General features: G+C 52.4%; 23 protein-coding genes and 1 pseudogene. 10 read left to right on the top strand and 14 right to left on the bottom strand.

Annotated elements, in window-relative coordinates; all coding sequences use genetic code 11:
- Positions 1–23 precede the first annotated feature (23 nt).
- On the bottom strand, positions 24–458 hold the full coding sequence (locus tag BLU63_RS33540; protein WP_083375572.1) for a MerR family transcriptional regulator: 435 nt from the start codon (positions 456–458) through the stop codon (positions 24–26).
- A gap of 91 nt (positions 459–549) precedes the next feature.
- Between BLU63_RS33540 and BLU63_RS12620 the strand changes: the two genes are divergently transcribed.
- The 3 genes from BLU63_RS12620 to istB all read left to right on the top strand — a co-directional run bounded on the left by BLU63_RS12620 (position 550) and on the right by istB (position 4,131).
- On the top strand, positions 550–1,512 hold the full coding sequence (locus BLU63_RS12620; protein ID WP_054090280.1) for an arsenic resistance protein: 963 nt from the start codon (positions 550–552) through the stop codon (positions 1,510–1,512).
- 328 nt (positions 1,513–1,840) lie between these two features.
- A complete protein-coding gene (istA, locus tag BLU63_RS12615) occupies positions 1,841–3,355 on the top strand; it encodes an IS21-like element ISPre4 family transposase (protein WP_041771204.1) in 1,515 nt (504 codons plus the stop codon).
- Between the two features lie 20 nt (positions 3,356–3,375).
- A complete protein-coding gene (istB, locus tag BLU63_RS12610; protein WP_011077977.1) occupies positions 3,376–4,131 on the top strand; it encodes an IS21-like element ISPre4 family helper ATPase IstB in 756 nt (251 codons plus the stop codon).
- Positions 4,132–4,348: 217 nt separating this feature from the next.
- Here istB and BLU63_RS12600 read toward each other — a convergent pair whose 3' ends face one another.
- Positions 4,349–4,684, bottom strand: a complete 336-nt coding sequence (locus BLU63_RS12600) for a hypothetical protein (RefSeq protein WP_083375571.1) — start codon at positions 4,682–4,684, stop codon at positions 4,349–4,351.
- A gap of 461 nt (positions 4,685–5,145) precedes the next feature.
- Between BLU63_RS12600 and BLU63_RS12590 the strand changes: the two genes are divergently transcribed.
- Positions 5,146–5,589, top strand: a complete 444-nt coding sequence (locus BLU63_RS12590; protein WP_054090282.1) for a 3'-5' exonuclease family protein — start codon at positions 5,146–5,148, stop codon at positions 5,587–5,589.
- A 116-nt stretch (positions 5,590–5,705) separates the two neighbouring features.
- On the opposite strand, the gene BLU63_RS33325 is transcribed toward BLU63_RS12590, so the two are convergent.
- From BLU63_RS33325 to BLU63_RS12560, 5 genes are all read right to left on the bottom strand, one after another.
- Positions 5,706–6,902 carry a hypothetical protein gene (locus BLU63_RS33325; protein ID WP_231990956.1) on the bottom strand — a complete coding sequence of 399 codons (1,197 nt, stop codon included), beginning with the start codon at positions 6,900–6,902 and terminating at the stop codon, positions 5,706–5,708.
- A gap of 42 nt (positions 6,903–6,944) precedes the next feature.
- Positions 6,945–7,817, bottom strand: a complete 873-nt coding sequence (locus tag BLU63_RS12575) for a restriction endonuclease (protein WP_083375569.1) — start codon at positions 7,815–7,817, stop codon at positions 6,945–6,947.
- Positions 7,818–8,114: 297 nt separating this feature from the next.
- On the bottom strand, positions 8,115–8,504 hold the full coding sequence (locus tag BLU63_RS12570; protein ID WP_083375568.1) for a hypothetical protein: 390 nt from the start codon (positions 8,502–8,504) through the stop codon (positions 8,115–8,117).
- 2 nt (positions 8,505–8,506) lie between these two features.
- Positions 8,507–8,977: a hypothetical protein gene (locus BLU63_RS12565; RefSeq protein WP_083375567.1), complete on the bottom strand. Its 471-nt coding sequence runs from the start codon at positions 8,975–8,977 to the stop codon at positions 8,507–8,509.
- A 40-nt stretch (positions 8,978–9,017) separates the two neighbouring features.
- On the bottom strand, positions 9,018–9,413 hold the full coding sequence (locus BLU63_RS12560; RefSeq protein ID WP_020308628.1) for a DUF6957 family protein: 396 nt from the start codon (positions 9,411–9,413) through the stop codon (positions 9,018–9,020).
- 156 nt (positions 9,414–9,569) lie between these two features.
- Between BLU63_RS12560 and BLU63_RS12555 the strand changes: the two genes are divergently transcribed.
- The 3 genes from BLU63_RS12555 to BLU63_RS12545 all read left to right on the top strand — a co-directional run bounded on the left by BLU63_RS12555 (position 9,570) and on the right by BLU63_RS12545 (position 12,415).
- On the top strand, positions 9,570–10,022 hold the full coding sequence (locus BLU63_RS12555; RefSeq protein ID WP_054092762.1) for a helix-turn-helix domain-containing protein: 453 nt from the start codon (positions 9,570–9,572) through the stop codon (positions 10,020–10,022).
- An 81-nt stretch (positions 10,023–10,103) separates the two neighbouring features.
- Complete coding sequence (locus BLU63_RS12550) at positions 10,104–11,204, top strand: DUF4238 domain-containing protein (RefSeq protein WP_159454574.1); 1,101 nt, start codon at positions 10,104–10,106, stop codon at positions 11,202–11,204.
- Positions 11,205–11,485: 281 nt separating this feature from the next.
- A complete protein-coding gene (locus BLU63_RS12545; protein ID WP_083375565.1) occupies positions 11,486–12,415 on the top strand; it encodes a hypothetical protein in 930 nt (309 codons plus the stop codon).
- A 174-nt stretch (positions 12,416–12,589) separates the two neighbouring features.
- Here BLU63_RS12545 and BLU63_RS33615 read toward each other — a convergent pair whose 3' ends face one another.
- On the bottom strand, positions 12,590–13,105 hold the full coding sequence (locus BLU63_RS33615; RefSeq protein WP_307634399.1) for a DUF7693 family protein: 516 nt from the start codon (positions 13,103–13,105) through the stop codon (positions 12,590–12,592).
- A gap of 272 nt (positions 13,106–13,377) precedes the next feature.
- On the opposite strand from BLU63_RS33615, the gene BLU63_RS12535 reads away from it, so the two are divergent.
- Both BLU63_RS12535 and BLU63_RS33320 read left to right on the top strand, forming a co-directional pair.
- Entirely contained in the window at positions 13,378–13,785 is a 408-nt protein-coding gene (locus tag BLU63_RS12535) for a hypothetical protein (RefSeq protein ID WP_144443494.1), read from the top strand.
- A gap of 18 nt (positions 13,786–13,803) precedes the next feature.
- Positions 13,804–14,010: a hypothetical protein gene (locus tag BLU63_RS33320; RefSeq protein WP_083375563.1), complete on the top strand. Its 207-nt coding sequence runs from the start codon at positions 13,804–13,806 to the stop codon at positions 14,008–14,010.
- A 504-nt stretch (positions 14,011–14,514) separates the two neighbouring features.
- Here BLU63_RS33320 and BLU63_RS12520 read toward each other — a convergent pair.
- The 5 genes from BLU63_RS12520 to BLU63_RS12495 all read right to left on the bottom strand — a co-directional run bounded on the left by BLU63_RS12520 (position 14,515) and on the right by BLU63_RS12495 (position 22,531).
- Positions 14,515–15,816 carry an ISL3-like element IS1411 family transposase gene (locus BLU63_RS12520; RefSeq protein WP_011920678.1) on the bottom strand — a complete coding sequence of 434 codons (1,302 nt, stop codon included), beginning with the start codon at positions 15,814–15,816 and terminating at the stop codon, positions 14,515–14,517.
- A gap of 294 nt (positions 15,817–16,110) precedes the next feature.
- Positions 16,111–17,571 carry a tyrosine-type recombinase/integrase gene (locus BLU63_RS12510; RefSeq protein ID WP_084315802.1) on the bottom strand — a complete coding sequence of 487 codons (1,461 nt, stop codon included), beginning with the start codon at positions 17,569–17,571 and terminating at the stop codon, positions 16,111–16,113.
- Positions 17,564–18,169, bottom strand: a complete 606-nt coding sequence (locus tag BLU63_RS12505) for a hypothetical protein (protein ID WP_083375559.1) — start codon at positions 18,167–18,169, stop codon at positions 17,564–17,566. The genes BLU63_RS12510 and BLU63_RS12505 overlap by 8 nt, the downstream gene beginning before the upstream one ends.
- 2 nt (positions 18,170–18,171) lie before the next feature.
- Entirely contained in the window at positions 18,172–20,259 is a 2,088-nt protein-coding gene (locus BLU63_RS12500) for a hypothetical protein (protein WP_084315803.1), read from the bottom strand.
- Positions 20,243–22,531 carry a hypothetical protein gene (locus BLU63_RS12495; protein ID WP_083375557.1) on the bottom strand — a complete coding sequence of 763 codons (2,289 nt, stop codon included), beginning with the start codon at positions 22,529–22,531 and terminating at the stop codon, positions 20,243–20,245. Before BLU63_RS12495 ends, BLU63_RS12500 begins: the two co-directional genes overlap by 17 nt.
- An 84-nt stretch (positions 22,532–22,615) precedes the next feature.
- Here BLU63_RS12495 and BLU63_RS12490 point away from each other — a divergent pair.
- Positions 22,616–23,023 (top strand): annotated as a pseudogene (locus tag BLU63_RS12490) (cation:proton antiporter domain-containing protein); the annotation flags it as partial.
- On the opposite strand, the gene BLU63_RS12485 reads toward BLU63_RS12490, so the two are convergent.
- Positions 23,024–23,911: a formate/nitrite transporter family protein gene (locus BLU63_RS12485; RefSeq protein WP_077747243.1), complete on the bottom strand. Its 888-nt coding sequence runs from the start codon at positions 23,909–23,911 to the stop codon at positions 23,024–23,026.
- Between the last annotated feature and the right edge of the window lie 17 nt (positions 23,912–23,928).

Raw genomic sequence — 23,928 nt, 5'->3', positions numbered from 1 at the left:
TCGAGCATTTGGTCATCTCTTAATTAGGAACAGCAACCGGATCGCGTCCCCGCTGCGGGTTCGAACAAGGACTCAACAATCGTGCAATCAGTGGTGTTTGAGCCTAGGCAGGTTGACTCACAAGCGCCTGCCATGGAAAGCAGCTCAATTCGAATCTGCTGGAGTTTGGTTACTTTCAACTCTACCTCTGCCAAATGCTTCTTGACCACCGACAGTGCGTCAGCACACGGACGATCAGCATCTGCTGCGAGCGCGATGAGTTCTCGTATATCGTCGAGGGGAAAGCCTAACTCACGATTTTGACGGATGAACACGAGTCTTGAACGGTGCTTCTCTGTGTAGATTCGGTGCCTGCCGGTCGACCGCAGGGCCGGAGGTAAAAGGCCTATTTTCTCGTAATAGCGAATCGTCTCAATGTGGCAACCCGTTGATTTAGACAACGCCCCGATTCCTGACATGCGATTCCCCAAGCATTTTCTTGAACCTGTAGTGGCTACAGATATTACCCTGCTCAATCGAAAATTGATTTCACGCGTTTAAGGGCATTTTGTGGACAGAGAACAGCTAGAGAAGAACCAGATTCCCGTCTACTTCGTCGCGGTCATTGTCGCTGCTATCGGAGGTCTGCTCGCACCTAATGCTTCTCAAGCGTTAGGTGCGTTGGTGACACCAGCCATCGCTGTGCTGATGTACGCCATGTTTCTGCAGATCCCATTCCTGGATCTCCGTGAAGGGCTCGCAAACAAGCGTTTCATGACGGCGCTGCTCACAGCCAACTTCGTCGCCATCCCCCTGTTGGTTTGGGCGTTGACCATGGGCCTAACGGATCACCCCGCGATTCTGGTGGGTGCACTGTTGGTCTTGCTGACGCCTTGTATCGACTATGTGGTGGTGTTTACCCATATCGGTAAGGGCGACTCCAAACTGACTCTGGCGGCAACGCCATTACTACTCCTGCTTCAGCTTGTGCTACTGCCCCTGTATCTGGCCTTCATGCTGGGTAATGACTCGGCAGTGGTTATATCTGTCGGCCCATTTGTTGAGGCCTTCGTAGTGCTGATCGCTTTGCCCTTGGTCTTGGCGGTAGCAACAGCTGCCGGTGCAAAAAGGTCACGCGTCGTTGAGGGTTGGAACAATGCTTGGGCTTGGATGCCTGTGCCGGCTATGGCGGCTGTATTGGTCGTAGTGATCGGCTCTCAGATTTCAGCGGTGGTCAGAGACATGGACAAGCTGCTGCCCGTCATTCCTGTCTACATTGGTTTCATGCTCTTGGCACCATTGGTTGGTGCGCTGGTTGCGCGAGCATTCAAATTGCCGGCCATCACTGCAAGATCAGTAGCGTTCAGTAGCTCGACGCGGAACTCGTTGGTGGTTCTGCCCTTGGCACTCGCTCTACCCGAAGAAATCAGAGGGCTAGCTGCGGCAGCAGTCATCACCCAAACGCTGATCGAACTGGTCAGCGAGCTAATTTACATCCGGCTAATTCCTTCATTGGTTTGGCGAAAACCGTAGCGTCAACCACCACTTGGTGGGGGCGAAGTGGGCCGAGATACCGCCGAGCAGCGCCCCAAGAAACCCTCCTGTGCCATTTTTTAGACAGCCGCTGATCATTAAAAAATCACGGCTGTTCGGGCTTGGTGGTTTTCAAATACCAAAGAACTGCGGATTCCACGGCCATCCGGCCACCTATTCCATAAACATCCGGCCACTGATTCCACGATGATCCGGCCACCCATTCCACGCTCATCCGGCCACCCTTAAGGCAGGCAGCAACGCAGGATTATTCACTACCATCGACCTCTTTTATCGAAGCAGAGAGGTCGTCGTGGAGCGTTTATCCATGCGTAAAATTCGAGAAGTGCTACGTCTCAAATTCGAGGTCGGCCTATCTGCCCGCCAGGTCGCTGGCAGCTTGCAAGTAGGCCGAGCCAGCGTCGGTGAGTACCTCAATCGCTTTGCTGCCAGCGGCCTGACCTGGCCCTCTGCGCTGACTGACGCCGAGTTACAACGGCATCTTTTTCCGCCGCCGCCCACCGTTCCCAGCGATCAAAGGCCGGTGCCAGACTGGGCTCATGTACACGGGGAGTTACGCCGCCCCGGCGTAACTCTGGCCCTGCTTTGGCAGGAATACCGACTCGCCCACCCGCAAGGCTTCCAATACAGCTGGTTCTGCGAGCACTACCGCCTCTGGGCCGCCAAGGTCGACGTGGTCATGCGCCAGGAGCACCGTGCCGGCGAAAAGCTGTTCGTCGATTACGCCGGCCAGACCGTACCGGTCATTGATCGGCGAACCGGCGAGATCCGCCAAACGCAGATCTTCGTCGCCGTTCTCGGCGCGTCCAGCTACACCTTTGCCGAGGCCACCTGGTCGCAGAAGCTGCCTGACTGGCTGGGCTCGCACGCCCGCTGTTTTGCTTTTTTCGGTGGCACATCGCAGATCCTGGTGCCCGATAATCTGCGCAGCGGCGTCACCAAGGCGCATCGCTACGAGCCCGACATCAACCCCAGTTACCGCGATCTCGCCGAGCATTACGGCATCGCCGTATTACCTGCTCGCTCGCGCAAACCCAAGGACAAAGCCAAGGTCGAAGTCGGCGTGCAAGTCGTCGAGCGCTGGATCCTCGCCGCGCTGCGCAACCGCCAGTTCTTCTCGCTGGGCGAACTCAACACGGCAATCAGCCTGCTGCTCGAACGCCTCAATCAAAAGCCCTTCAAGAAGCTGCCCGGCTCACGCCGCTCGGCCTTTGAGACCATCGACCAACCCGCACTGCAACCGCTACCAGAACATCCGTACATCTACGCCGAATGGAAAAAGGTGCGGGTGCACATCGACTACCACGTCGAGGTCGAGGGCCATTACTACTCGGTGCCGTACCAGTTGGTGAAGCACCAACTCGAAGTGCGGCTAACCGCTAAGACCGTCGAGTGCTTCCACGCCAACCAGCGGGTGGCCAGTCACCTGCGCTCGCTGCACAAAGGCCGCCACACCACCCAAACCGAGCACATGCCCAAGAGCCACCGGGAGCACGCCGAATGGACACCGCAACGGCTGATCCGCTGGGCCGAGCAGACCGGGCCTAACACCGCTGGCGTTATCGCCTACATCCTTGAGCGCCGAATCCATCCTCAGCACGGCTTCCGCGCCTGCCTGGGCATCCTGCGCCTGAGCAAGCAGCACGGCGAAGAGCGGCTGGAAGCCGCTTGCCAGCGAGCGCTGGCACTGGGCGCGTGCAGCTACAAAAGCCTTGAATCGATCCTGCGCCAAGGGCTGGAAAAGCTACCGCTGTCCCAGCAAAACCTGCCGCTACTGCCCGACGAACACATCAACCTGCGCGGCCCTGGCTACTACCACTGACCTGAAAAAGGAGCACCAAAATGCTGCCCAATCCGACACTCGACAAGCTGCAAACCCTGCGCCTGCACGGCATGATCAAGGCGCTGAGCGAGCAACACGCCACGCCCGATATCAATGATCTGAGCTTCGACGAACGCCTCGGCCTGATGATCGACCGCGAGCTGACCGAACGTGAAAACACGCGTCTGAGCAGCCGGCTGAAACTGGCACGACTGCGCCACAACGCTTGCCTGGAAGACATCGATTACCGCAGCCCACGCGGCCTGGACAAGTCCCTGATCCTGCAACTGGGCAGCGGCCAATGGCTGCGCGATGGCTTGAACCTGATCATCGGCGGCCCGACCGGTGTAGGCAAAACCTGGCTCGCCTGCGCGCTGGCCCACAAGGCCTGCCGTGACGGCTACAGCGTGCGCTACTTGCGTCTGCCGCGCCTGATGGAGGAACTGGGCCTGGCCCACGGAGACGGTCGATTCGCGAAACTGATGGCGGGCTATGCCAAGACCGACTTGCTGATCCTGGACGACTGGGGCCTGGCGCCGTTTACCGCACCGCAACGGCGCGACATGCTTGAGCTATTGGACGACCGCTACGGCAACCGCTCGACGCTGGTCACCAGCCAGATGCCCGTGGACAAATGGCATGCACTGATCGGCGATCCGACCTTGGGCGACGCGATCCTCGACCGGCTGGTGCACAACGCTTATCGGATCGAACTGAAGGGCGAATCGATGCGCAGACGCGCAACGAAATTGACGACGACAGGGACTTCAGACTAACAATGCAAACCTGCGTCGCTGCGCTCCGACTGCCTGGCCGGATGAGCGTGGAACGGGTGGCCGGATGTTGGTGGACTGGGTGGCCGGATGGCGTGGAATGCGCAAGAACAGTCGCTTCAGAAAGTTTTAACCTTCTACCCCTCGGGTTCTACAGTGACTTGTCGGCGGACTATCTGAAAATACATTGCACTTGTCCGACCTAAACTTGAGGCGTGTGCTACATCGATTTAACGGATTCCACTTCCACGTATTTGTATTTCTTCCTTGCAGCCCTCACAGCCTCTTGCTCAGCAAGCAACGAGCTCAGGGTGTCAGCTTCGTGAATCAACTCGATCATTTTCCCCTCAAACTCGTTCCCAACCCGGAGTGTGACCCGCAGCCTGGGCGTAAACGCTTTCGCCACTTTCTTCTTGGCTATTGGAGCCTCTGCCGGCTTTGTTAAAACAACTGCTGGCACAGGCTCCTGCGCTAGCGGAGTAGAAACTTGCTCCTCTGGCTGAGGCGTACCAAAAAGGGCACGACGCATTTCTTCTTCAGTTAAATCAGAGTTCATAGAACATCTCAAAGGGACGCGTTTCGCTGGGCAAGTTTTAATAAGATTGTTGCTGACTGGTGTTCGAGGAGCCTGCGCGGACGTCAAATCCCCAGTTCGATTTCAAGACAAGAGCCTCGTAAGGCTTGCGAAAGCTTCACCTTTGGCAGCAGTGTAATGAGCCCGTCAACTAAGTTGCTAGCGTGACGTGTGTACAGCGTGATTGTGCCTGCATCAGGCGTTCGACCTGGCACGATGGCACCTACCCGCTGCTGGGCAATTTTCAGTATGCTCATGACGTCCTGACTCACCTGATTGATGGACAGGTGCTCTACCAACGGTCTGGGCGGAGGCGCGGCTCCACATTTCGATGACCGCTTGGAGTAGTCCGTCTGAGCCAAGATGCTCGAGGGCCATTTCCCATAGCTGACTTTCCTGCACCATATCCAGGCGAGGCCTAGTCATAACGGAGTTCCTGCAGCATGAGGCTCTTTCTTGATTGCGAGTTCACCCGGCTCTCAGCCACAGCGAAGCTGATATCACTCGCACTGGTAGCTGAGAATGGACGCGAATTCTACGTGGAATTGCTCGACACATGGCGAGTAGAAGACTGCAGTGATTTCGTAAAGAAAATCGTGCTTCCGCAGCTGTGGGGTGGAAGCTACGCATTGCCCATTGTTGAAGCCAGGATGTCGCTGCTCAGGTTTCTGACGTCGTTCAAAAAGGAGGTCGAGATCGTCACTGATGCTCCCCAGTACGACTGGGAGCTTTTTTGCGATCTGGTCTATGACGGCGGGCGATGGCCCAGAATCGTTCGTAATTTCCCTACTGACGCAACGACACTTACTCCGACTAGCGAGGGCGAGGAGCTGCCCCATCATGCTTTGCTCGACGCCAGGATTATCGCTGGCATGTTTGCTCAGTGATGCCAGGGTACTGTTGCGGCTCGCTAACCTTTACGACGGTGAAGTGACGTCTAAACCTCTAGTTCAGTGCAGGAATTCGTTGAGGTTACGCTTCATGGGCTGGCCATGGTGGTGAATCAGCGTGGGGGCAGCTCAGTGAAGCGAAGTCTGGGATAGATCCTCTGTTCAACCGCGCACTCGGAAATTTGCCAGAATGCCGAAAGGAGTGCTTGCTCTGACGGGCAGTGCCGCGTCATAACCTCGAACTCGTTGTAATCAAATGCCACTACACGTACACGTACATCATCCATGAAATCCAAGATCATGGCCCCGTACTCTTCATAGGTATCGCTAAACAGCTCTTTTACCACCACGACTCCTAAAAGGGGACGTGCTGCAAGATCGATTTTGAGGGGCGTACCATCAACAAGCCGCAGCGCGGGATTCCCCTCACGCTCGATAGTTGAAACTGCGCCACGTAGCTGCGATAGGCCTCCTTTCAACTGACTCAGGGCCTTCTTACGCTTTCGTTCAAGCTTTGTCCCCATCATCTCAGCTGTGTTTGGGCTGTCCTTAGCCTGTAGTAAAAGCGTGACCTCCGTCCCCAAAACAACAGCATCGGTCAGCTCTTCCCCATCGGAGACTTTCACTGGCCCATGGATGATTTGCTCCGCCGAGTAAGCACGCTGGAGCAGATAGATGATATCCAGCTCCTGTAGGTGTCCTGGCTCCGGTCGCTCAAGGTGAGTATTTGAGAAACCCCTGGAACCATGGAAGCCTTGGCGAGTGAGGTCGGTGATCAGGAAGTCGCTTGGAAATAGATCCTCCAAGAGCGTCAACGTTACTGCTCGGCTGTCGTCTTCCCTAGTCGTAAAGCTGAACCAGTCATCTGCCTGCTCCATCATGAGATGCCAGTGCTCCTTCCCCAAGGGATTGACACCCTTTGCATGCTTTCGGAGCTCTTCAAGGCTAGCGTGCGCTGTACTACTAAGAAGCTCGCGATTGTGTTCATCAAAAAAACAGACGCTAAAATGGTCAGGAAGGCTTTTCAGCCCCTCTGTAACAGGATCGCTACCCATCAGGGGTGTTTTAATAGTCAGCGGACTAATCGGGTCATCAAAGCAGGCCGTCAACAGCGTCAGGCCTTGCGCCTCATCAGACTCGTATGGCGCAAGATAGAACTTCAGCTCGCGCTTCTCACGTGCGGCGAGGATAAATTCTTTGCCCGCTTTGACCACGAGCACTGGGCCGTCAGGGCCATCTACAATCCAAAGACCACGACCGAGCGATGCAACGTCCTGAAGCACTTCGGGCTTCATGATGGTTAGGTACATTGGAGCCCCTGATGAAATTTCCCTTCGCGTTGCCGCATGGGCTTAGAACAATTTATCCAAAGGTACGAATACTGAACCTGTCTCAGCAGCCGCCCGCACTTTGCGGTCTATGACATCCGCGAATGGGATGTGCCTCTCTAAAGCATGGTTGATATCTTTTCCCGAAATGCATATCAGACTCTTGCCGCGTCCGAATGCCTCCAGCCCAACGTCAGTGAATCCGTAGTAACTGATAAAAACACCTCGTGTCCAAGCTGCCTTTTGGCTGATCTTGCCTTGAAAAATGTGCAGCTCTCCTGCACCAACAGGGTTCACTACCCACTTCGCCTCAACAAGGTAGATGTCCCCTCGGCATTGGAAGCTTCCATCTATCTGTTCCCCCGTATTCCGAAATGGTGCGCGAGGTTGGAGGTTGGATGCCTCAAACAGCTGCTGGAGGAACGTCTCGAATGCGTAGCCACGTGCTTGAGGAGCGAGCTTATGAATGTCCAATAGGGCCCTCTTCAACTGAGCTGCCTGATCAACATTTACCGGACGCACAGCTGCGAAAGGATCGCCCTTGATGACGTCGGCAGATGAGCCGGATTCCAAGCCTTGAATCAAAGTCAGAAAGCGCCCCTCGGCGTTAACCACAGGCTCATCTTTGTGTTGGTTGGCCAGCGCTGCCTGGCGATATTGCCAGAGTGCTTTGAGCGCTCGCACGCAAGTCGGTGTATCGGCAAGCGTGAGGAAGCTCCGCAGGCGCTTAGCTTTGGATGTACCATCCGCAGTGAACAGCGGATCATCAATATCGATCTCCAGTTCTCCGAGGAAGAACTGGGACATGGTGCGGTCTGAGAAGTCCAACACGTAACCCCCTTCCATCCCAAAAAGAAGGTCGATTAGCTTCATATCCAGTGGTTTGATCTTCGGCATGCCACACGTCCTTGGCTAAGCATAGGGAACCGAGCATACGATATCGCTGAAAGTGTCCAATAACTATCTGCTCCCGAAGAAGTGTTCAAAATCTCGGAGACCGGGTTCAGTGACAACGGTTCTGGGATCGAGCAGGCAACATTGTGCTGGCGTGCGAAATGACAAGCGGAGCACGCAGGCCCGATCAGGGCCGGAGATTTGAGGATGGAAGCCCGAAGGGGCCAAGTCCCGCAACAGCGGGATTGGTACACGACAGCCGTCCCCGAAGCGGGGCAAGCCCAAAACACCGATCAGCGACTACTGGAGGCGATCCGGCGTTGGCAGATACCTGTCTCCCGCTATGCGCATGAACTCATGCAAGCTACGCCGCCCGACGTCACGCCTAAACGTCGCAATGACGTACTTCGAGTTGACCGTGTTGATCACCCAAAACCTGCCTTCCTTCGTTACGGACTGAATGTCTGATGTCCGAATCAGCCTACCATCTGCAAATCGTTGGTACGGCCCAGGGCAAATGTGACCGAACACCACACCAACAGCACTGCACGCATGAATATGGACATTCACCAGGTAGGCCGTGACCAGCCCGTCGTAGTCTTGATTCACTGCTTTGGCGATGCGAAGAAGGTCGAAGTCCGAGTAGCGCTTTTCGTGTAAATCGACTGCGACTGTATTGATGTCGTCCATGGCTACACAGCCTTCGAAGCTGAGGCTACGCCGGTGGTCGCAGCACTGCGCCGATATAGCTCCCTGACCCCAACCAAGGCATCGACATCCAGGTCGCGTTGATGGGTATTGACGTACACATCACCACTCTCGACCTGCAGAACACAGATTGGCACTTCTGCCTGGTTGAACCCCATGGAAAGTGATTTCAGCATTTCCATCTTCCAGCCTGACCCTTTGTTCATCCATGCCGGGGTAACGACCTGGACATCTTCAATGACCATGCTCTCGTCTTGGGAGACCAGCAGCTCTACCAAGCGAGGCTCATCGTTCAGCATCTCTTCATAAGCTACGAACCGTCCCTCATGCCGGCGCTTGAGACTGACGTGATACCAATGAGTAACCAAGGATCGCGACAAGGCGTGAAAGTGAGCGAGACCGTCCCCAAACATACCCACCGGGCCGGCCTGGTCTTGCATGCTAATCCTGAACATCGTGCATCTCGTGTGGAGCAGGCCTGCTTAGCGCCTGCGATTAACATAAGCCGAATATTGTCTTGAGCGATGCGGTCATCTCGCGCCCTTTGCCTACCAAGGCGTACACCGTATTCCGGGTCTCGAACAGGCAAACGCCGTCGAACGACTTGCACAGGGTCGAGCGTACCCAGCCCCCTGGAGGGAACCGGCCCTGGCTGTCGTAGGTGACGCAATGGGAATAAAGGAACATTGTCTGCAGGCCTATGGCGCGTACCCTGGCGAGCGATTCAGGAGGCTCGTCCACGTGAAAGATGAGCCAGTCCTCGACCAAACAGTACGGTTTCCGACCGAAGCGATCCGCCACCAATGCCTCTATTTCGGCTTGAGGTAGCTCTGTTCCGAAGGACGATATCTCACCCTCCCGGAGCAACTCGTGCTCCGAAGAATTACCCATAAATTGATGATCCTCATGACGACAGCAAAATTCAGCGTGCGGCGCACGTGTTGATTGGCGCAGGCAGGCTGCAAATCCCATCGCTATGACTATATACATTTGAATGGGATCAATCAAACGCGGCATACCGTCTCCTTTTGGGGGAGAACAGCCTGGATGTCTTTGCGCAAGGCGTACGCAGCAACATTACAGTGGCTAAGGATGCGGCGGGGCTTATCGCAGACAGAGCTCCAAGCCCAGACCGATCAAGGGCACATCAGCCGATTGGAGGCATCGACTAGATCAGCCAGTGTCGACCTAACTGCTGATATCGCTCAGGCATTGGGGGTAACACCACTTACATTTCTCACACTGGTAGCTGCCTCCCATGAGGGTAAGACGGCACGCTCAGCTTTGAATGAGACGCTCGCTGAATTGCTCGTCTTGGGTGTTCTCGACGAGGTGCTCCCTAGTGAGCCAAACAAACTTGTAGCCCCCCAATCAGCCGCTGCTGCAGAAAAACTGAAGGCGGTACGGGAACTGAAGAATACTGGGCTTTCCCAGTTGGAAGTCAGTCGGCAGTTGGGACTGCCACGCAGCACCGTTGGTCGGCTTTGGCACATAGAGTGAATGCCGGGTGTCCAGCCTCATGCTCCTGTCGAAGTTTCTGGTAGGCAAACATCGCTACATGGGCTAAATACGGAAGTTTACATGGTTAACATCACAAAAAATCAGCATTATGTTCCTCGATTATTAATTAGAAACTTTGCTATCAAAGGCAAGGTTTGGACATACGATAGCTCTCGCGATATTCTTCGCTCCACCAAGCCTGAAGGTGTTTTGTCAGAAAACTTCTTTTACGACAAAGATAACCAAGTTGAAAATTTTCTTTGTACCGTTGAGGCGCTGGCAGCCCCTAAGATTGCTCAGATAATAGCCAGCCCAACTGAGAGAGTTCCGCGTCAGGACATCGATCTTCTTCGTTTTGTTTTGGTTCAGTTAGGCAGAACACCCGGCGCTTACGGGACGGCAAGAGGTAATTTGAAAAGCTACACAGACTCATATGTGGCCCAGCAGCTTAAAATCCTTGGTCATGATCCCAAGGAATTTGAAGGGGTATCGATAGTGCTTGAGGATGAGAAGGATCTGTTAAGGATCTCAGCAGTCGGAAGCGCTTTGAATTGGCCACTCATTCGAGATCTGGAGCCCCACGTATTTATTAACTCAACACCCTTGGATTTTGTACTTTCAGACAATCCATCCTGCTTTTATAATTGGTATTTAAAAGACGAAACTGGTATGTGTGCCACCAGCCTGACGAAGCGGGGGGTACAAATTTTTCTACCCATATCAAATCGCTTAATGCTTACCTTTTATGATAGTCGTACCTATAAGGTGGGCAATGGGCGGGATGGCTTTACCAAGTTAAACTCTACAGAAGACGTCAGGCTATTGAACTCTCTGCAGTTCCGAAGTCGGACGTCGTCAGTGATTTTTAGTTCGAGCTCTCAAGCTCAGTATGTCAAAGACAGTTGCCAAAGGCTTGAGCCAGACTCACTCTTTCAAAGCAATTGGGATACCACAGAGCCCGTACCCATCGGCGGAGATAAGCTCTCAGCCAAACATTTTGTGTGGCGCTCTCAGCTCAGGCTCAGTCGATGGCTGTCAGTGGTCAAGATTAAGAGAAAGGCAAACCGGTTCGGAGATCGCGGGCAGGATCGTGACCCGGAATTCGTAGCGGATTTTAAACTTATGATGGAGAACTTAGAGACAGTACGAGCACAACATAATGGTGGCTCCCTGATGACTTAAAGCTACCTCAAATGAGCGGCCTGCCTTGGCGTTTTTTAGGTCTGAAACAAAGTCATGAGATTTTGGTGGATGTGGTGTGCTACACCAACCTGGGCGCCATCAGTAGGATTTACTATCGAAAAATTTTAGACGACCGATGGCAGACTTTTGGTTTTCTTCTACAGGTAGCTCACAGGAGCTTTTGTGCACAATATCAACTCAAGCGGAGAGTACCTGGAGCGGCTTGTAGCCGAGATATTTCGGGCGCTGGGTTACGAGGATGTTCGCAACAACCCTCAGGCATGACTGCCTTGGAAAGGCATTATGAGATCGACGTTTCCTTTATAAGGGACGGTGAGGTTGGCGTAGCTGAAGTTAAGCACTACAGATATTTATCTCCCCCCACCCCCAGTCTATTTCTGAAGGCTCTCAGACAGGCAGATAGTGTAAGAGAGCTGGTAGGAGCCCGCGTTGCTATCCTTGCTTTTTCGTGCCCATTAACACCCAGCTTGGCGGAGGCTGCGAAGGAATTCCCTCTGGTCGAAATTTGGGATGCTGCGGAACTATTCAGACGCGCGGCTGGATTTCCAGGGCTTACACGGAAGCTGGAGCACTTCTTCGAAGCAACGACATCTCCCTACACCAAGCCAGCCTTGGCGCTAGAAACCGGTCTTTCCGAAACTAAAGAGATGCCCCAAAAGACTGGGCGCCGATTGGCCGATACACTTCTGGGTATTAGACCTGGACGAAAGATGGCGGCTGCTTTCGAGGACGCGTGCATCGCCGCTTTGAAGTATCTGTTTGAAACCGACCTTCATGGATGGCATGAGCAGTCGAATACCGATGATGAGCTTCACCGCAGGGATCTCATATGTCGAATACTTCCTAACGCTGAAATCTGGAAACTCATGCTCAATGATTTGGGCAGCCGGTACGTGATTTTTGAGTTCAAAAATTATACCGACCCAATCACTCAGAAGGAGGTGGTTACGACTGAGCGATATCTGTATCCCTCAGCCCTTAGAAAGCTTGCAATCATGATATCGCCCAAAGGGTGTGCCCCTTCAGCAGACAAGGTTATCCGAGGTGCCATGCGAGAAGGAGGAAAGCTGATTGTTTCACTCACCGTGCCCCAAATAGAGAAATTGCTCATCGCGAAGGATGATGGCGGAGACCCGAATACTTATTTATTCGAACGGGTCGACGAGTTTCTGATGGGGTTGGGCAGGTAGAAATTTTTCAGCTCGGTGGTTGCCTATGCGACGTCTTGAGACTGTGGGGGAGCGCGCAGGCCAACATGGCCGAAGGCGCGAGGATGGAAGCCCTACGGGCCATGACACTGGCGTTAGCCAGGGCATGGTCTACGACAGCAGTCCCCGTCAGGGGCGCTCCATGAATGCGTTGAGTCAGATTTCCTTCAAAAGCATCTCGAGTGTTTGATGCTCCCAGACGGAGAGCAGGGCAACAGGATCAGTCCCATATCGATCACCTGCGTCAAACGACCAGCGCCGCCCATCTGGGCTCACGCAGTTTGCGCAGTAGTCGATCTCATCGCAGTCTTTGTGAATCGAGACCTTCCAACCGTCTACATTGATCTGGAAGTGGCCGGCATAAATCTCGTCCCACGATTCATGACCCACCTTACTCATAACGGTTCGACCAAAAATGGCCTCCCTAAGTACCTGGGATACCTCTCTTGCGGAGAGCTCAGCCGCAGTGTTTTCGCTAACGCTACCTACCTGGGATGAACGCGCTGCCGCTCTGGCCTCTTTCAGCCTTCGCTCAGCGTACATAGCCGGGTCATCAGCTGGCAGCGGGTAGCCTGCAGCAGATAGAGCTTTGGCGCGATCTTCGATGAGCAGACGCTCAGGATCGCGAACCGTTTGGTAGGCTCTGCCTGGTACGCGTCGAGTTGTGTCCATTCCCGGCTCCCCAGAAGGCTGATGACTAAGAGCGACTAAATTACTTTTAGAACGATAACAGAACGCTTCTAATAGCGATGCCGAGCTCCGAATCATGAGGGTAGGATGCGTTGCGATCTATGCTTCATAGAGCCTCAGACACCAAGCAAGCGGAGCGCGCAGGCGTGAGGGATGCGAGCCCGCAGGGGCGAGACACGCCTTGGCGGGGCTCGATTCACGGCAGCCTGACGCCGCAGGCGGCATGCCATCAACGCCAACAAGAGGTAACTCACATGCCCGACGATGAACTCCGCGAACTAGAAGCCAAGAGACGAAAGGCTTTGTGGATGCTATCGAGCATATCCCCAGGCGAGTCGAAGGCGTTCGATGCCTTATCCATCCTTGATGACCTTGAACTTCAAGAGCGAAAAAACTCCCCTCATACGGTCAAGGCCTTTGAGCTCAACCAGCTTCGGGATTGTGTCACGGTGCAGCATCACCATTCCGGAATCGACATCATTTTGGAGCAGACTATTCCGCAGCCCTGGAGGGAGCGTTTCAACCAGGCAAGTATCGGCTCGACCAGGTTGCTTGATGGGCCATACGCCTCGGACTGGTATAAATTCCTGGCTTGCTGGCAATCAGAGATGCAGAATCTCAAGGCACACAGAGCTGCCTGCAGTGAGCCCAAGCTGGATTGATGCAGGCGGAGAATAGACGTGGAACGAGACAACGATGACACTGTGTATTGCGATATCCAAATGCCTGTGGCCCAAGGCCGAGAGCTACTGGAATTAGTGAACGCACTACGAGAATCGAAAGCTCATCCAAGTCTCGACAGAGTCTTCGAACACATGCAAGACGAGCTCGGTACGTCCATCGATATCGTGGACAACCCGCCAACGTGGGGGCCTTGGTGTGAGTGAAACTCCTAGTGGAGCCATCAAAGCTCCGCATCCCAGGCATCCATCGCCTCGCTCAAAGTCGCGTACCAATGGAGTCCACCGCTCTGCAAGGCATTTGCAACTTGCCTGTTGGTATTGCCGTCGACCCAAGTAGGGAGACTCTCTATGGCTTCTGTGAACAGACTGGCTGTAGCGACAGCGGATCGCCCCGTACTTGTAGACTGGAGGCACACGTAGCGCACAGCAGCGCCGGTCTGCAAGCGACGCCAAGCTACCAACTCGATACAGTCCATGGCACTTACTGGAGCCTCTACGGAGGGACTCGCTTCCTGTTCTACCAGAAGGTCTGTCGCTGCCTCGAAAGGTCTCCTAGGCACTTCTGGTTTTTGGACAAGATGCTTCAACTGCTCACGTGAGGCGATTATCTGATCTCGGAGTTCTTCAGGATCGATGGACATCCCGCCCCCCGGTGTCACCCTGAGGGTCTTCAAGGAGTTCGCCGCCAGGATGAACGGCTCTTCGCATTTAAGGGTGTAGCTGATTTCTAAACCCTCCTGACTTCAGCAAGCACCTGGCTATGTAATTGGTTAAATTTCTAAAGCCCAAGGCGGTACCTCGTAAGTGCTCAAGTCGCCCGTTGATAGCTTCTGTTGGACCGTTGCTGGTTCCTGGCCGGTCGAAGTAGGCAAGGATGCTCTCAGCGTATTTTTTCAGCGTTTCCCCCAAGCCTTTCACCTCGATGAGCGCTTTGGGCAAGTCGCTGGCTGTAATGATATTTATGACCTCTTCCATGAGTTTTTTACCACGTTTTCGATCCGGCTCGTTGTAGGCGCTGACCACCCGTTGGTACATGCTCCAGGTGCAATCCACTTCGAGGTGGTGCTCATCTGCAAACAGCTGGAACAGTTGCTTTTTGTTGGCGTCAGACAGGTAGCTGATCCGAGTCAGTAGCGTTCGACGGCTTTTGTAGAGCGGGTCATTTTTACGCCCTCTGCGGCCCAGGATGTCGTGTTGCACACGCCGGCGGCATTCATCCAGCATGTTGCTTGCCCAGCGCACGACATGGAAAGGATCCAGCACGGTTTGGGCTTGAGGCAGGGCTTCTTGCGCTGCAGATTTAAACCCCGTAAAACCGTCCATGGCAATGCTTTCGATCTGGTCACGCCACGATTTGGGGCGACTCTGTAGCCATTGCTTAAAGGCTTGTTTGGAGCGGCCTTCCAGCACATCGAGCAAGCGGGCCGGCCCGTTTTTGTTACGCACGGGCGTAAGGTCAACCACGATGGTGACGTACTTGTCACCACAGCGTGTATGTCGCCAAACATGCTCATCCACGCCCAGCACGGTCACACCGTCAAAACGTGTCGAGTCATTAAAAAGCAGGCGCCGTCCTTCGTTGATAATGGCATTATTAGCGGTGTGCCATGCAACATCAAGCTGGCTCGCAACACGAGATACCGACAGATGATCCAGCACGATGGCAGCTAATGCCCAGCGTATCGCCCCATATGAAAGCTTTGAACGTGGAGGTGCTGCACTGTTTGTATCTTCATGCCAGAAACAGCCGCAAGCACAACGCCAGCGACGGATACGCAGCAGCAATCTGGTTGGTCGTTGTCCGTAAGGTGTGTGAGCAAGATGCCTATCGACAGTACCGCGTGAAACACCAGCAGCCCCGCACTTGGGGCATGGCTCGGGTGCTTTGGTTAAACGACATTCGATGACGGCGCGCTCTGCACAAAGATGTTGTCCAGTGGCAGTCAGGCCGAGGTTATTCAGTTGGCAAAAGCTGGAAAGATCAGGGCTAGAAAAGGTAAGATTGTTCACGTCGGGGGCTTAGTTTTTGTTGGTGTGAGAGCTTACATTTTCTAAGATCCTCGACTCCTTTTCCAGCCGGTCAGATTTTTTCTACACCCTTAAATGCGAAGAGCCGGATGAACTCGCGTTCACGCGCTTTCTCCCACTCAGGGCGAAGGTCGGAGCTGATAAGGTTCCAGAAGCGTGTAAGCAGCAACAAAACGTTCTCCTGACCTAAAGCCCAAGGCTTAAATCCATTGGTTATGAACCATGGTATCTCAACACTACTGCGTGAATGATAGACCCGCCCCAGAATTCGCGGAATCATTCGCGTCCAGGCAGAATTGGAGCGATTCCTTTGACCGTTTTCTCTCTTGCAAGCTCACGAGCAAAATCATCATCCCTTAAAGCCTCAAGCTTCTCCATCTCTACGTTATACTCTTGAATTGTAAGGGTAGAGCCGAGCTGGGCCCTGAGTTTACGAGAGTATTTATCGAACTGCTCCATGGCTCGAATTAGGAAAACATTGCTAACTGTAGTGCTATACCCCTCAATCTCCTTGAATGCTGCATGTACATAGCCCATGATAGTCGCAATTGATTTCTGGCCGGTATACATCTTAACTTCCTCAAGATAGCTTTCATCAGAAAGCAACCTGACTTCAAAGTCTCCTGCGCGCCTATATCTATCCCGCTGTACAAACTCCATTACTAAGTTCGTGATAAACGAGTGGCGAAACATGTGTGCGCATGCTTGCTCCTCGATGCCAGCAAACCTGCGCACTGAACCGATCTCGTTACCAAGGGATGTTTCTGAAAGCGGAGTTCCGGTTGCTGATGATACAAATACGAAACCATGATCATTAATACTAGAGAATTTATTTCTTACAACTTTGTCTCTGTGAAACTCAATGTATGAGATCAGCTCATTGAGGAACATCTTATTTACGGGTATCTCTCTTTCCTCGCTGTCGTCGCCCTTCAGCGTGATAAACCTAAGCATAGGGTGCTTCATCTCATACGCGGTCAGGACATCTACGACCTTAAGACTCGCCACCTCTGAAAGCCTAGCCCCAGAGTTTTCCAATGTTGAGATGAATGCATGCCGCCGAATCTTGATGAACCGTGAGCCCCCCATTTCATCGACAGCGCTCCTGAGCTGGTCGACATGAACAGCAGGAATCGCATTCCGCTCGTGCCTCCTACCACCAGGTGGAAATGCGTGGTGCCAAACACTATGCACAGCATAATCACGACCACGCTTATCTTTTTTCACTGTAACGCTTTTAGTAATCTTTATTCGTCCTCCAATCGCGACGAAATTAGGTTGCTCATAAAGCCCTCCAATATACTTTAGAAAGTCTATACATACAGTCCCAACGTCTACAACGGTGAGTGTGGCCTTCTTCTTCTCACGAAGATTTTTGGGATCTACCTCCGTACCTAGATGATGAATAAACCGTGTAAAGTCGTTATCTGATAGATCTATAAAGTCAATGTTTGAAGCATAACAGAATCTAACCAACTGACTGATTTTTTGAGCGTACTCACCTATCGTCCCACCTTTTCTACCTGTACGCGCTAACCCTTTACGCTTCATCCTATTGGGGCGAACCGTAAGGGAAAGCATGTAGAGATTCGCGGCAAAACAGGGTGCCCCGTTTGGCCAATTGATGAATGTCAGATTGCTCGCATCCCTAGTCACGAGCTTCCCCAGTGCGTTGTGGTCAAACAACTCAAGCTCAGGAACCACTGAATAAAGCTTACGCTCAGGGAAATTACTCACTCCGTACTACCTTTAAAGACTGGATATTCTCGTGAGATGGAATCACGTCAAAAGGAGACTCATTAAGCGAGACTATTGCCAACAGTGCATTTACGGCTTCGCTAGCGCTTTTATTTCTAATAGCCTCACTAGAACCATCCCTGGTTTCTTTGATTCCGGAGATAGCAGTGGAAAGCCCTTGAAGCAATCTGAAATTAGCACGGCGCAGTGCGACCACCGTACATTCTAACTCGCTATTAATTTGCTCCAGCCCATGTTTGGTCTTCTTGGTGGGCTTGTTGCCCCTTTCGGCATACGCGGCAATTGCATCCTTAGCCACGCCTCTAAGACGCTCTAGCCCTGCGAAACCGTGATGACCAAGTAATTCATCGGATTTTTTTTTGAGGGTGTTCAGACTTGTGGAGTCGATAGCGTAATGCTGGCCAGCCAAATCGAACTTGTAAGAAAGCGAAGCCAAAGCCCCCTGATTTTTTAGAGCGGAAGTAACAACCTCATTTGAGACGTATTTTTTAACATCGGCAAGTACGTCCTCTAGCAGAACCTGGCGCGCCTTGATTGACTGATTGTGAACTTGAATTTCCGACCTAGGCTTACCCATGATTACGCCCCCTTTACGTGAACAAGAACCTGCATTTCCTTGCCATAAGCACCAAGAACAAATACAGGCTCAAATTTGACAATGCCTTTACTCATCAAATGCTCTAGATGCTCCGAAAAGGATTCTTGATCTACAAGACGCACATCATCCGTTCCGAACTGCTCCTTCATCAACGCACGTAACGATTTATAGTTATGCACATCACCAGTGAAGAAGTTCTCAGCAATGATTTGAGCTTCCGCCCCACGGAGGGATGCGCCATCTGTGGCATCTGTAATGTACCTCCATGCATGCTCAATATCGTTATGCCCGAGAATCCAACGCAGTGTATCTATGCGTCCTTTGCCATACGCGTGAAAAAATAACAAAGCCGCCACGCGGCGCAACTGGTGTTGCCTGACATAATACCGTAGACCTACCTCATTAACTTCACTCTCGAAGTAGTCACAAAGGAAGTCGAAACAGGTATTCATGCTTGTTTTCGTGGCAGAATATAGTACCTTTCTTCCATGGAGAGAAGGAACAGAGAAAATAGTAGGAGCTTCAGCCGAGAAGCCCGCATCAATCAGCTCCTCTTGAAGCCGCACTAATTGCGCAAGCATCTGTACCGCAAGGGGATCTATAGGCCTAGCATCATACTTACGGAGACCATACGTATTTGTTGTGCTCTTTTCTCTCCTAAACATCAGCCAGGTACTCGTGGAGTCGAATGCTTGTGCTGATGGGATCTGCAAAAGCTCATCGATTCGCCGCGCCATAAGCAAACCAACAACAAATTGAATAACACCAATATAAACATAGACAAGTTCAAGCAGGCCTACATTGGATCTTAGTCGCCCAAAATATTCCTCTTTCGCTCCCTTGCGATTTTCAAGACCACTACCATCGACATCACTTGTATTTCTGCAACCAAGCCCCAGCTTCGTTACGCCGTGACGCTCCAAATCACTGCCAATAATTGAAACAACCTGTTCGTCTGTTAGGCTTGTAAGCGACTTGTCATGCTCGTCACAGTATCGAGCCAACCTGCAAAACCCCTCAACTACGAGAGGGCCAAGCTCGTAATGAAACTCGACAGCTCCTTTGAATAACTTAAAAATAGTGCCGGAAGGCACTGTCACAAAGCGACCAGGCTTGGCTAACTCTGGCGTGTAACCTTTGATTCCATCCAAGACTCGCTCACTAGGCCCTGGCACACCAAGATTTTTAAGCAGCCCCATTCCATATAAGAAATTGTAAAACAGCCTGTACTGGGACTCAGCCATAAGACTCCCCGAACTAGAAGTAACCCTAACCCCCTCCATCTCACGTTTATAGGATTCTCCAAGCGGATAGAAACTGAGGATTTCATGCCTCGGTTTGGCCATGCTGCCACGGATCGTATTTTTGTAAATCTCGTTTGAGATACGTACGGAGTTTACCGTATAGCCAGCACCTCTATGTCCGTCGTAGTGGCCTTTATAATATAAAGCGGCCCGGATACGTGGAATATTTTCAACGGAAACATCAAGCTCGTTAGACTCGAGCTGAGTAGAACTTATCTCTAACATCGACGGATTCACTTCCAATATGGAAGATATCGTCGCGCCTGGGATCTCATTCAACAGGACTTGAGCATACTCACACAATTTCCCTGACCAATCATACAGCGCTTCGGCCACGGAGGATTCTGAAGACAGCTTGTTCAGTATCCATTTCATATCGCCTTCAGACAAACCTGCCAACCCTGCACTTAAAAGTTTAAGCTCGGTCGCGTGAATTAGCAGACAGTCAATGACACCTACCGCTGCGTGAAATTTCCTCCTTAATGTCTCAACACTTTGGGAGTTGGCCATTTCAACCAGGCTATTTCGCGTGGCGCCAATAAGGGAGTATTTAAGACCGTTCAACAGATCTAAGTTTTCGTCATCGGTAAGGTATGAATTATTGTCTAGGGCTACCTTCCAGTTGAGCAGGATAGGATCACCGTTGAAATTTACGCTCCAGATGGAGGCATTAAAATCAGTGGTTAGCCAAGAAGCCTTACGGAACGCTTCTGCCGGTGCCATGCGAGGCTCGTTGAGGAACCCAAGTTTAGATGGAGCATTCATAAACAAACCTCTCCATTGACGCTGCGCTTGCTGTTAGTGACGCCTTGTGTAGATCGCTCCGATAAGTGACATCTCGATGCTTACTGATCTCTCCCTCAAGAAAGCCTGCGTAACTCGCCCAGTAGACTGCCTTAGCATTAACCTTCTGATTGGGTGGCGCTTGTTCAACAGCCAATTTTATCGAGAGCAGCACGCTCAAAATATCGGCAGACACTAACGCATATACAGTCCCGTCGTTCTCAAGCTTTTCATGACGACCCTCTGGATCTTGAAGATACGCAGGAATATCTCCAAAAGCATGATTTACTAGGAAAGTGTCCAATTCATCCACGCTTGAAAAATTGCTTGCCCGAAATAAAAACGGGCTATCTTTAAGACTATGACAAATTAAGACCTTGTTAAATACTCGCATACGCCTTTCATGCAGGAAATCGATAATCACCTTGGGCAGATAGTGATCCATGAGGTTAGGATCGTAGCTATCATGGCCTAAAGCCTGAGATGTAGTTTCAGCGCTATGCGTCTTAATGAATATCTCGGTTACTCTGGATGCGCGTACGGAAGACGCACTCACCATCTCCAAAAACTTAACGAGATCATCTTCAGGCATGTCCGTATGAGGGCGGAACTGAGCTAAAAGATTATTTCTCAAATACGTACCAGGTTTAAGTGTCGACCTCGACCACGGCGTTATGGTGCTTTTGACAGGCGGTGAAAATGCGTTGCCGCATGTAATGAATAGCTTCCTCCATGAGGGATCACCCTGTGATTTCAGATACTCACGTAGGGGCGCAGTGATCTCAATAATTTGGTCGACCAAAGCTTTAGTTTCTGAGGTTAGCGTGATTTTTTGTTCAGACCTTCCTGCCCCCTTACGATCCTTGTACCCCACCAGCTTATATACCGACCCGTCCAGTACGTATCCAGATCTCTGCCCCTGCTTATTCCAAAGATCGAAATCACCCAAAAACTCCGACGTAATTATCGGATGCCTTAGAATAATTAGGAGCTTAAATGGCATTAGACTCCCCGTCAGAGGCATCCCCATATAGCTGGCTAAATCAGAAGCAGGAGTCTGAGAATCTTTTGTATCCACTGACAAGGAAGCGTAGTGGCTGTAAGGCTCTCCGTAGCCGTAGGTTTCGAAAATACAGCAAATATTGGGGATTATTAGTAGGTGCCCCTTCTTCCGTTTAGTCGTATCTACCAACTCCCCATTCGCAGCGAGCTGTTTACGACGAAGAACCCTACTATATAGATCTGCTATCTGAGCTTTGGCCCATCCTTCAATAATCTTCAGCCGCTTAGATATGGAAATGAATAATATCTCAATAGCTTCAGACTCAGTAACATGTAATGGCACCTCCATTACGAGCTTAACTTTTACCTCCGCACCATCATCATTTTTTCTGACATTAGTCGACTGACCATCGATTCGCTTAGCAGGTGCTAACGGCAGTTTCCCTCCCAATGGCTCGGCCCATACGCCTGGAAGAATGAAAATCTTCTCGACAAACCCAATATACTTATTCCAAGTCTTCATTTGTGCGTCGATATCCAGCCCCAGGGCTTCGCCACTCATGAAAAAACTTTCCCTAAAATCCCAGAAGAAATTGTAAATCATTGTCGAATCGTTAAACGTGTATTCAGGCCAGGAATCACTATTCTGACTCAGAAAACCAGCCATCTTATTCGGCATAGTTATCTGTGTAGTTCCATACCCTGAAATATGGAGTCGTAGCTGCTCATACAAGCCGGATGTAAAGTCATGACCATGACTGTTATGAATATTGGCAAAGTGACAATACAACTTGGTGCCTTTACGGTTTTCTACAGGCCATCCAGTCCAATAATTGACTTTACACTGGTCAACCCCAAGGAGTATTTTTTTCCACTTCGTATTATATTTTTTTCTTAGTCCACTTCCACATTCTGTCGGCGGCATGGAAGGGACGTAATTACGTGCTTCGAGCAGAATGTCTTGCAGATAAACGGAAATCTTCGCGCGCGTCACGTCAGACGTGCCGACCAAATCCTGTTCGAACAGCGCTCCTTGAAAACCCGCAACGATGTGGGTCAGCTCTGACGACGAAAGCTTCAAGAAAGACAAGGGCTGGTTGGTGATGTCACAAAAGCATTCGAGAAGCTTCAATGTCGTCGTCGACGGCACCTTCCTACGCTCAGCGCAACGCTGAAACAACTCCACCACATCAGGCGCCAGAGCTCGGAAGGGATAGGTTTCAATGGGCGATCCTTTTTTGACGATTGTCACTTTCAAAATCCGTGGCGAGCTGGCTGTAATGTCTATTCTACAGGCACTCCGAATAACTGACAAAAAAATGCGAATGGCAAAATTTGGGAATTGCTCGATGACATGCTCAACGCCCTGCTGTTCGCTCTGATCGGCATGGAGCTGTTGCTGCTACCGTTCAATTGGCTGCACGTGCTGGCGGCGAGTTTGCTGGCACTGGCGATTCTGCTTTCGCGCCTGCTGACGGTCGCGCCGGCCATCGTGCTGCTGCGGCGCTGGCGCACCGTGCCGCGCGGGACAATCCGGATTCTGACCTGGGGTGGTTTGCGCGGCGGTGTTTCGGTGGCCCTGGCCCTGGCCCTGCCGCTGGGCCCGGAGCGCGACTTGTTGCTGAGCATCACCTACATCGTGGTGCTGTCGTCGATCCTGCTGCAGGGTTTGAGCATCGGCAAACTGGTCAAGCACGTGACCCGCGATGAGCCTGCGCCAGCGGCACAGGCCGAGCATCACTGATTACTTTTTGCTCTTCTGCGGATCAGGCTCTGACGCCTGATCCGCCGTCTTCTTCGGCGGGCCGCTCTCGCTGCGGATCTGCGCGTGGCTGATCAGCGCGAAGATGAAGCTGCCGCCGATGATGTTCCCCGCCAACGTCGGCCCGGCGAACACCAGCCAGAAATCCTTCCACGGCAACTCGCCGGCAAACACCAGGTACGAGACCTCGGCCGAACCGACCACGATGTGGGTGAAATCCCCCAGCGCCATCAGGTAAGTGATGAGGATGATGATCCACATCTTGGCGCTCTCCATGGACGGGATCATCCAGACCATGGTGGCAATCATCCAGCCCGACACGATGCCTTTGGCGAACATCTGGCTGGCGTCGTTTTCCATGATCTTGCGCCCGATATCGAGGAAGGCCAGGTCGGTCTTGCTGTCGAAAATCGGCAGATGGAGCATCACGTAGGCCACGAGCAGCGTGCCGCAAAGGTTGCCGACCAGCACCACCGACCACAGGCGTAGCAATCGCCCGAAATTGTTCAGTGTGGGTTTGGTCATGATCGGCAGCACGGCCGTCAGGGTGTTCTCGGTGAACAACTGCTGACGGGCGAGGATTACCGCAAGAAAGCCAGCGCAATAGCCGAAACTGGCGATCACCTTGAAGCCTTCACCGTCCGGCAGTCGGGAATTGAGCAGTCCCATGGCCATCAGCGACAGGCCCATGGTCAGGCCGGCGGCGAGTGCCGACCACCACAAGGCGGCGACGCTGCGTTCGAGCTCCTGATCGCCCTGGGTGCGGATGATTTCATGCAGCACCGCGGCCCGCGGTGGCTGGTTTTTGTCGACGTCGTGCTGTTCTTCCGGCGACAGGTTGGGGGTCTTGCCGTCTTGCTTGATGTCCATAGCGCTCCGGAACAGGT

This window comes from Pseudomonas mandelii, from assembly GCF_900106065.1.
Taxonomy (GTDB): domain Bacteria; phylum Pseudomonadota; class Gammaproteobacteria; order Pseudomonadales; family Pseudomonadaceae; genus Aquipseudomonas; species Aquipseudomonas mandelii.
The sequence above is the reverse complement of the archived record's forward strand: the minus strand, read 5'-3'. Positions and strand labels throughout refer to the sequence as shown.

Bases quoted from the DNA above. Each gene is read 5' to 3' on its own strand.
- BLU63_RS33540 (WP_083375572.1), bottom strand. From the start codon at position 458: ATGTCAGGAATCGGGGCGTTGTCTAAATCAACGGGTTGCCACATTGAG.
- istA (WP_041771204.1), top strand. From the start codon at position 1,841: ATGCGTAAAATTCGAGAAGTGCTACGTCTCAAATTCGAGGTCGGCCTA.
- istB (WP_011077977.1), top strand. From the start codon at position 3,376: ATGCTGCCCAATCCGACACTCGACAAGCTGCAAACCCTGCGCCTGCAC.
- BLU63_RS12600 (WP_083375571.1), bottom strand. From the start codon at position 4,684: ATGAACTCTGATTTAACTGAAGAAGAAATGCGTCGTGCCCTTTTTGGT.
- BLU63_RS12590 (WP_054090282.1), top strand. From the start codon at position 5,146: ATGAGGCTCTTTCTTGATTGCGAGTTCACCCGGCTCTCAGCCACAGCG.
- BLU63_RS33325 (WP_231990956.1), bottom strand. From the start codon at position 6,902: ATGTACCTAACCATCATGAAGCCCGAAGTGCTTCAGGACGTTGCATCG.
- BLU63_RS12575 (WP_083375569.1), bottom strand. From the start codon at position 7,817: ATGCCGAAGATCAAACCACTGGATATGAAGCTAATCGACCTTCTTTTT.
- BLU63_RS12570 (WP_083375568.1), bottom strand. From the start codon at position 8,504: ATGGACGACATCAATACAGTCGCAGTCGATTTACACGAAAAGCGCTAC.
- BLU63_RS12565 (WP_083375567.1), bottom strand. From the start codon at position 8,977: ATGTTCAGGATTAGCATGCAAGACCAGGCCGGCCCGGTGGGTATGTTT.
- BLU63_RS12560 (WP_020308628.1), bottom strand. From the start codon at position 9,413: ATGGGTAATTCTTCGGAGCACGAGTTGCTCCGGGAGGGTGAGATATCG.
- BLU63_RS12555 (WP_054092762.1), top strand. From the start codon at position 9,570: ATGTCTTTGCGCAAGGCGTACGCAGCAACATTACAGTGGCTAAGGATG.
- BLU63_RS12550 (WP_159454574.1), top strand. From the start codon at position 10,104: ATGGTTAACATCACAAAAAATCAGCATTATGTTCCTCGATTATTAATT.
- BLU63_RS12545 (WP_083375565.1), top strand. From the start codon at position 11,486: ATGACTGCCTTGGAAAGGCATTATGAGATCGACGTTTCCTTTATAAGG.
- BLU63_RS33615 (WP_307634399.1), bottom strand. From the start codon at position 13,105: ATGGACACAACTCGACGCGTACCAGGCAGAGCCTACCAAACGGTTCGC.
- BLU63_RS12535 (WP_144443494.1), top strand. From the start codon at position 13,378: ATGCCCGACGATGAACTCCGCGAACTAGAAGCCAAGAGACGAAAGGCT.
- BLU63_RS12505 (WP_083375559.1), bottom strand. From the start codon at position 18,169: ATGGGTAAGCCTAGGTCGGAAATTCAAGTTCACAATCAGTCAATCAAG.
- BLU63_RS12500 (WP_084315803.1), bottom strand. From the start codon at position 20,259: ATGAATGCTCCATCTAAACTTGGGTTCCTCAACGAGCCTCGCATGGCA.
- BLU63_RS12485 (WP_077747243.1), bottom strand. From the start codon at position 23,911: ATGGACATCAAGCAAGACGGCAAGACCCCCAACCTGTCGCCGGAAGAA.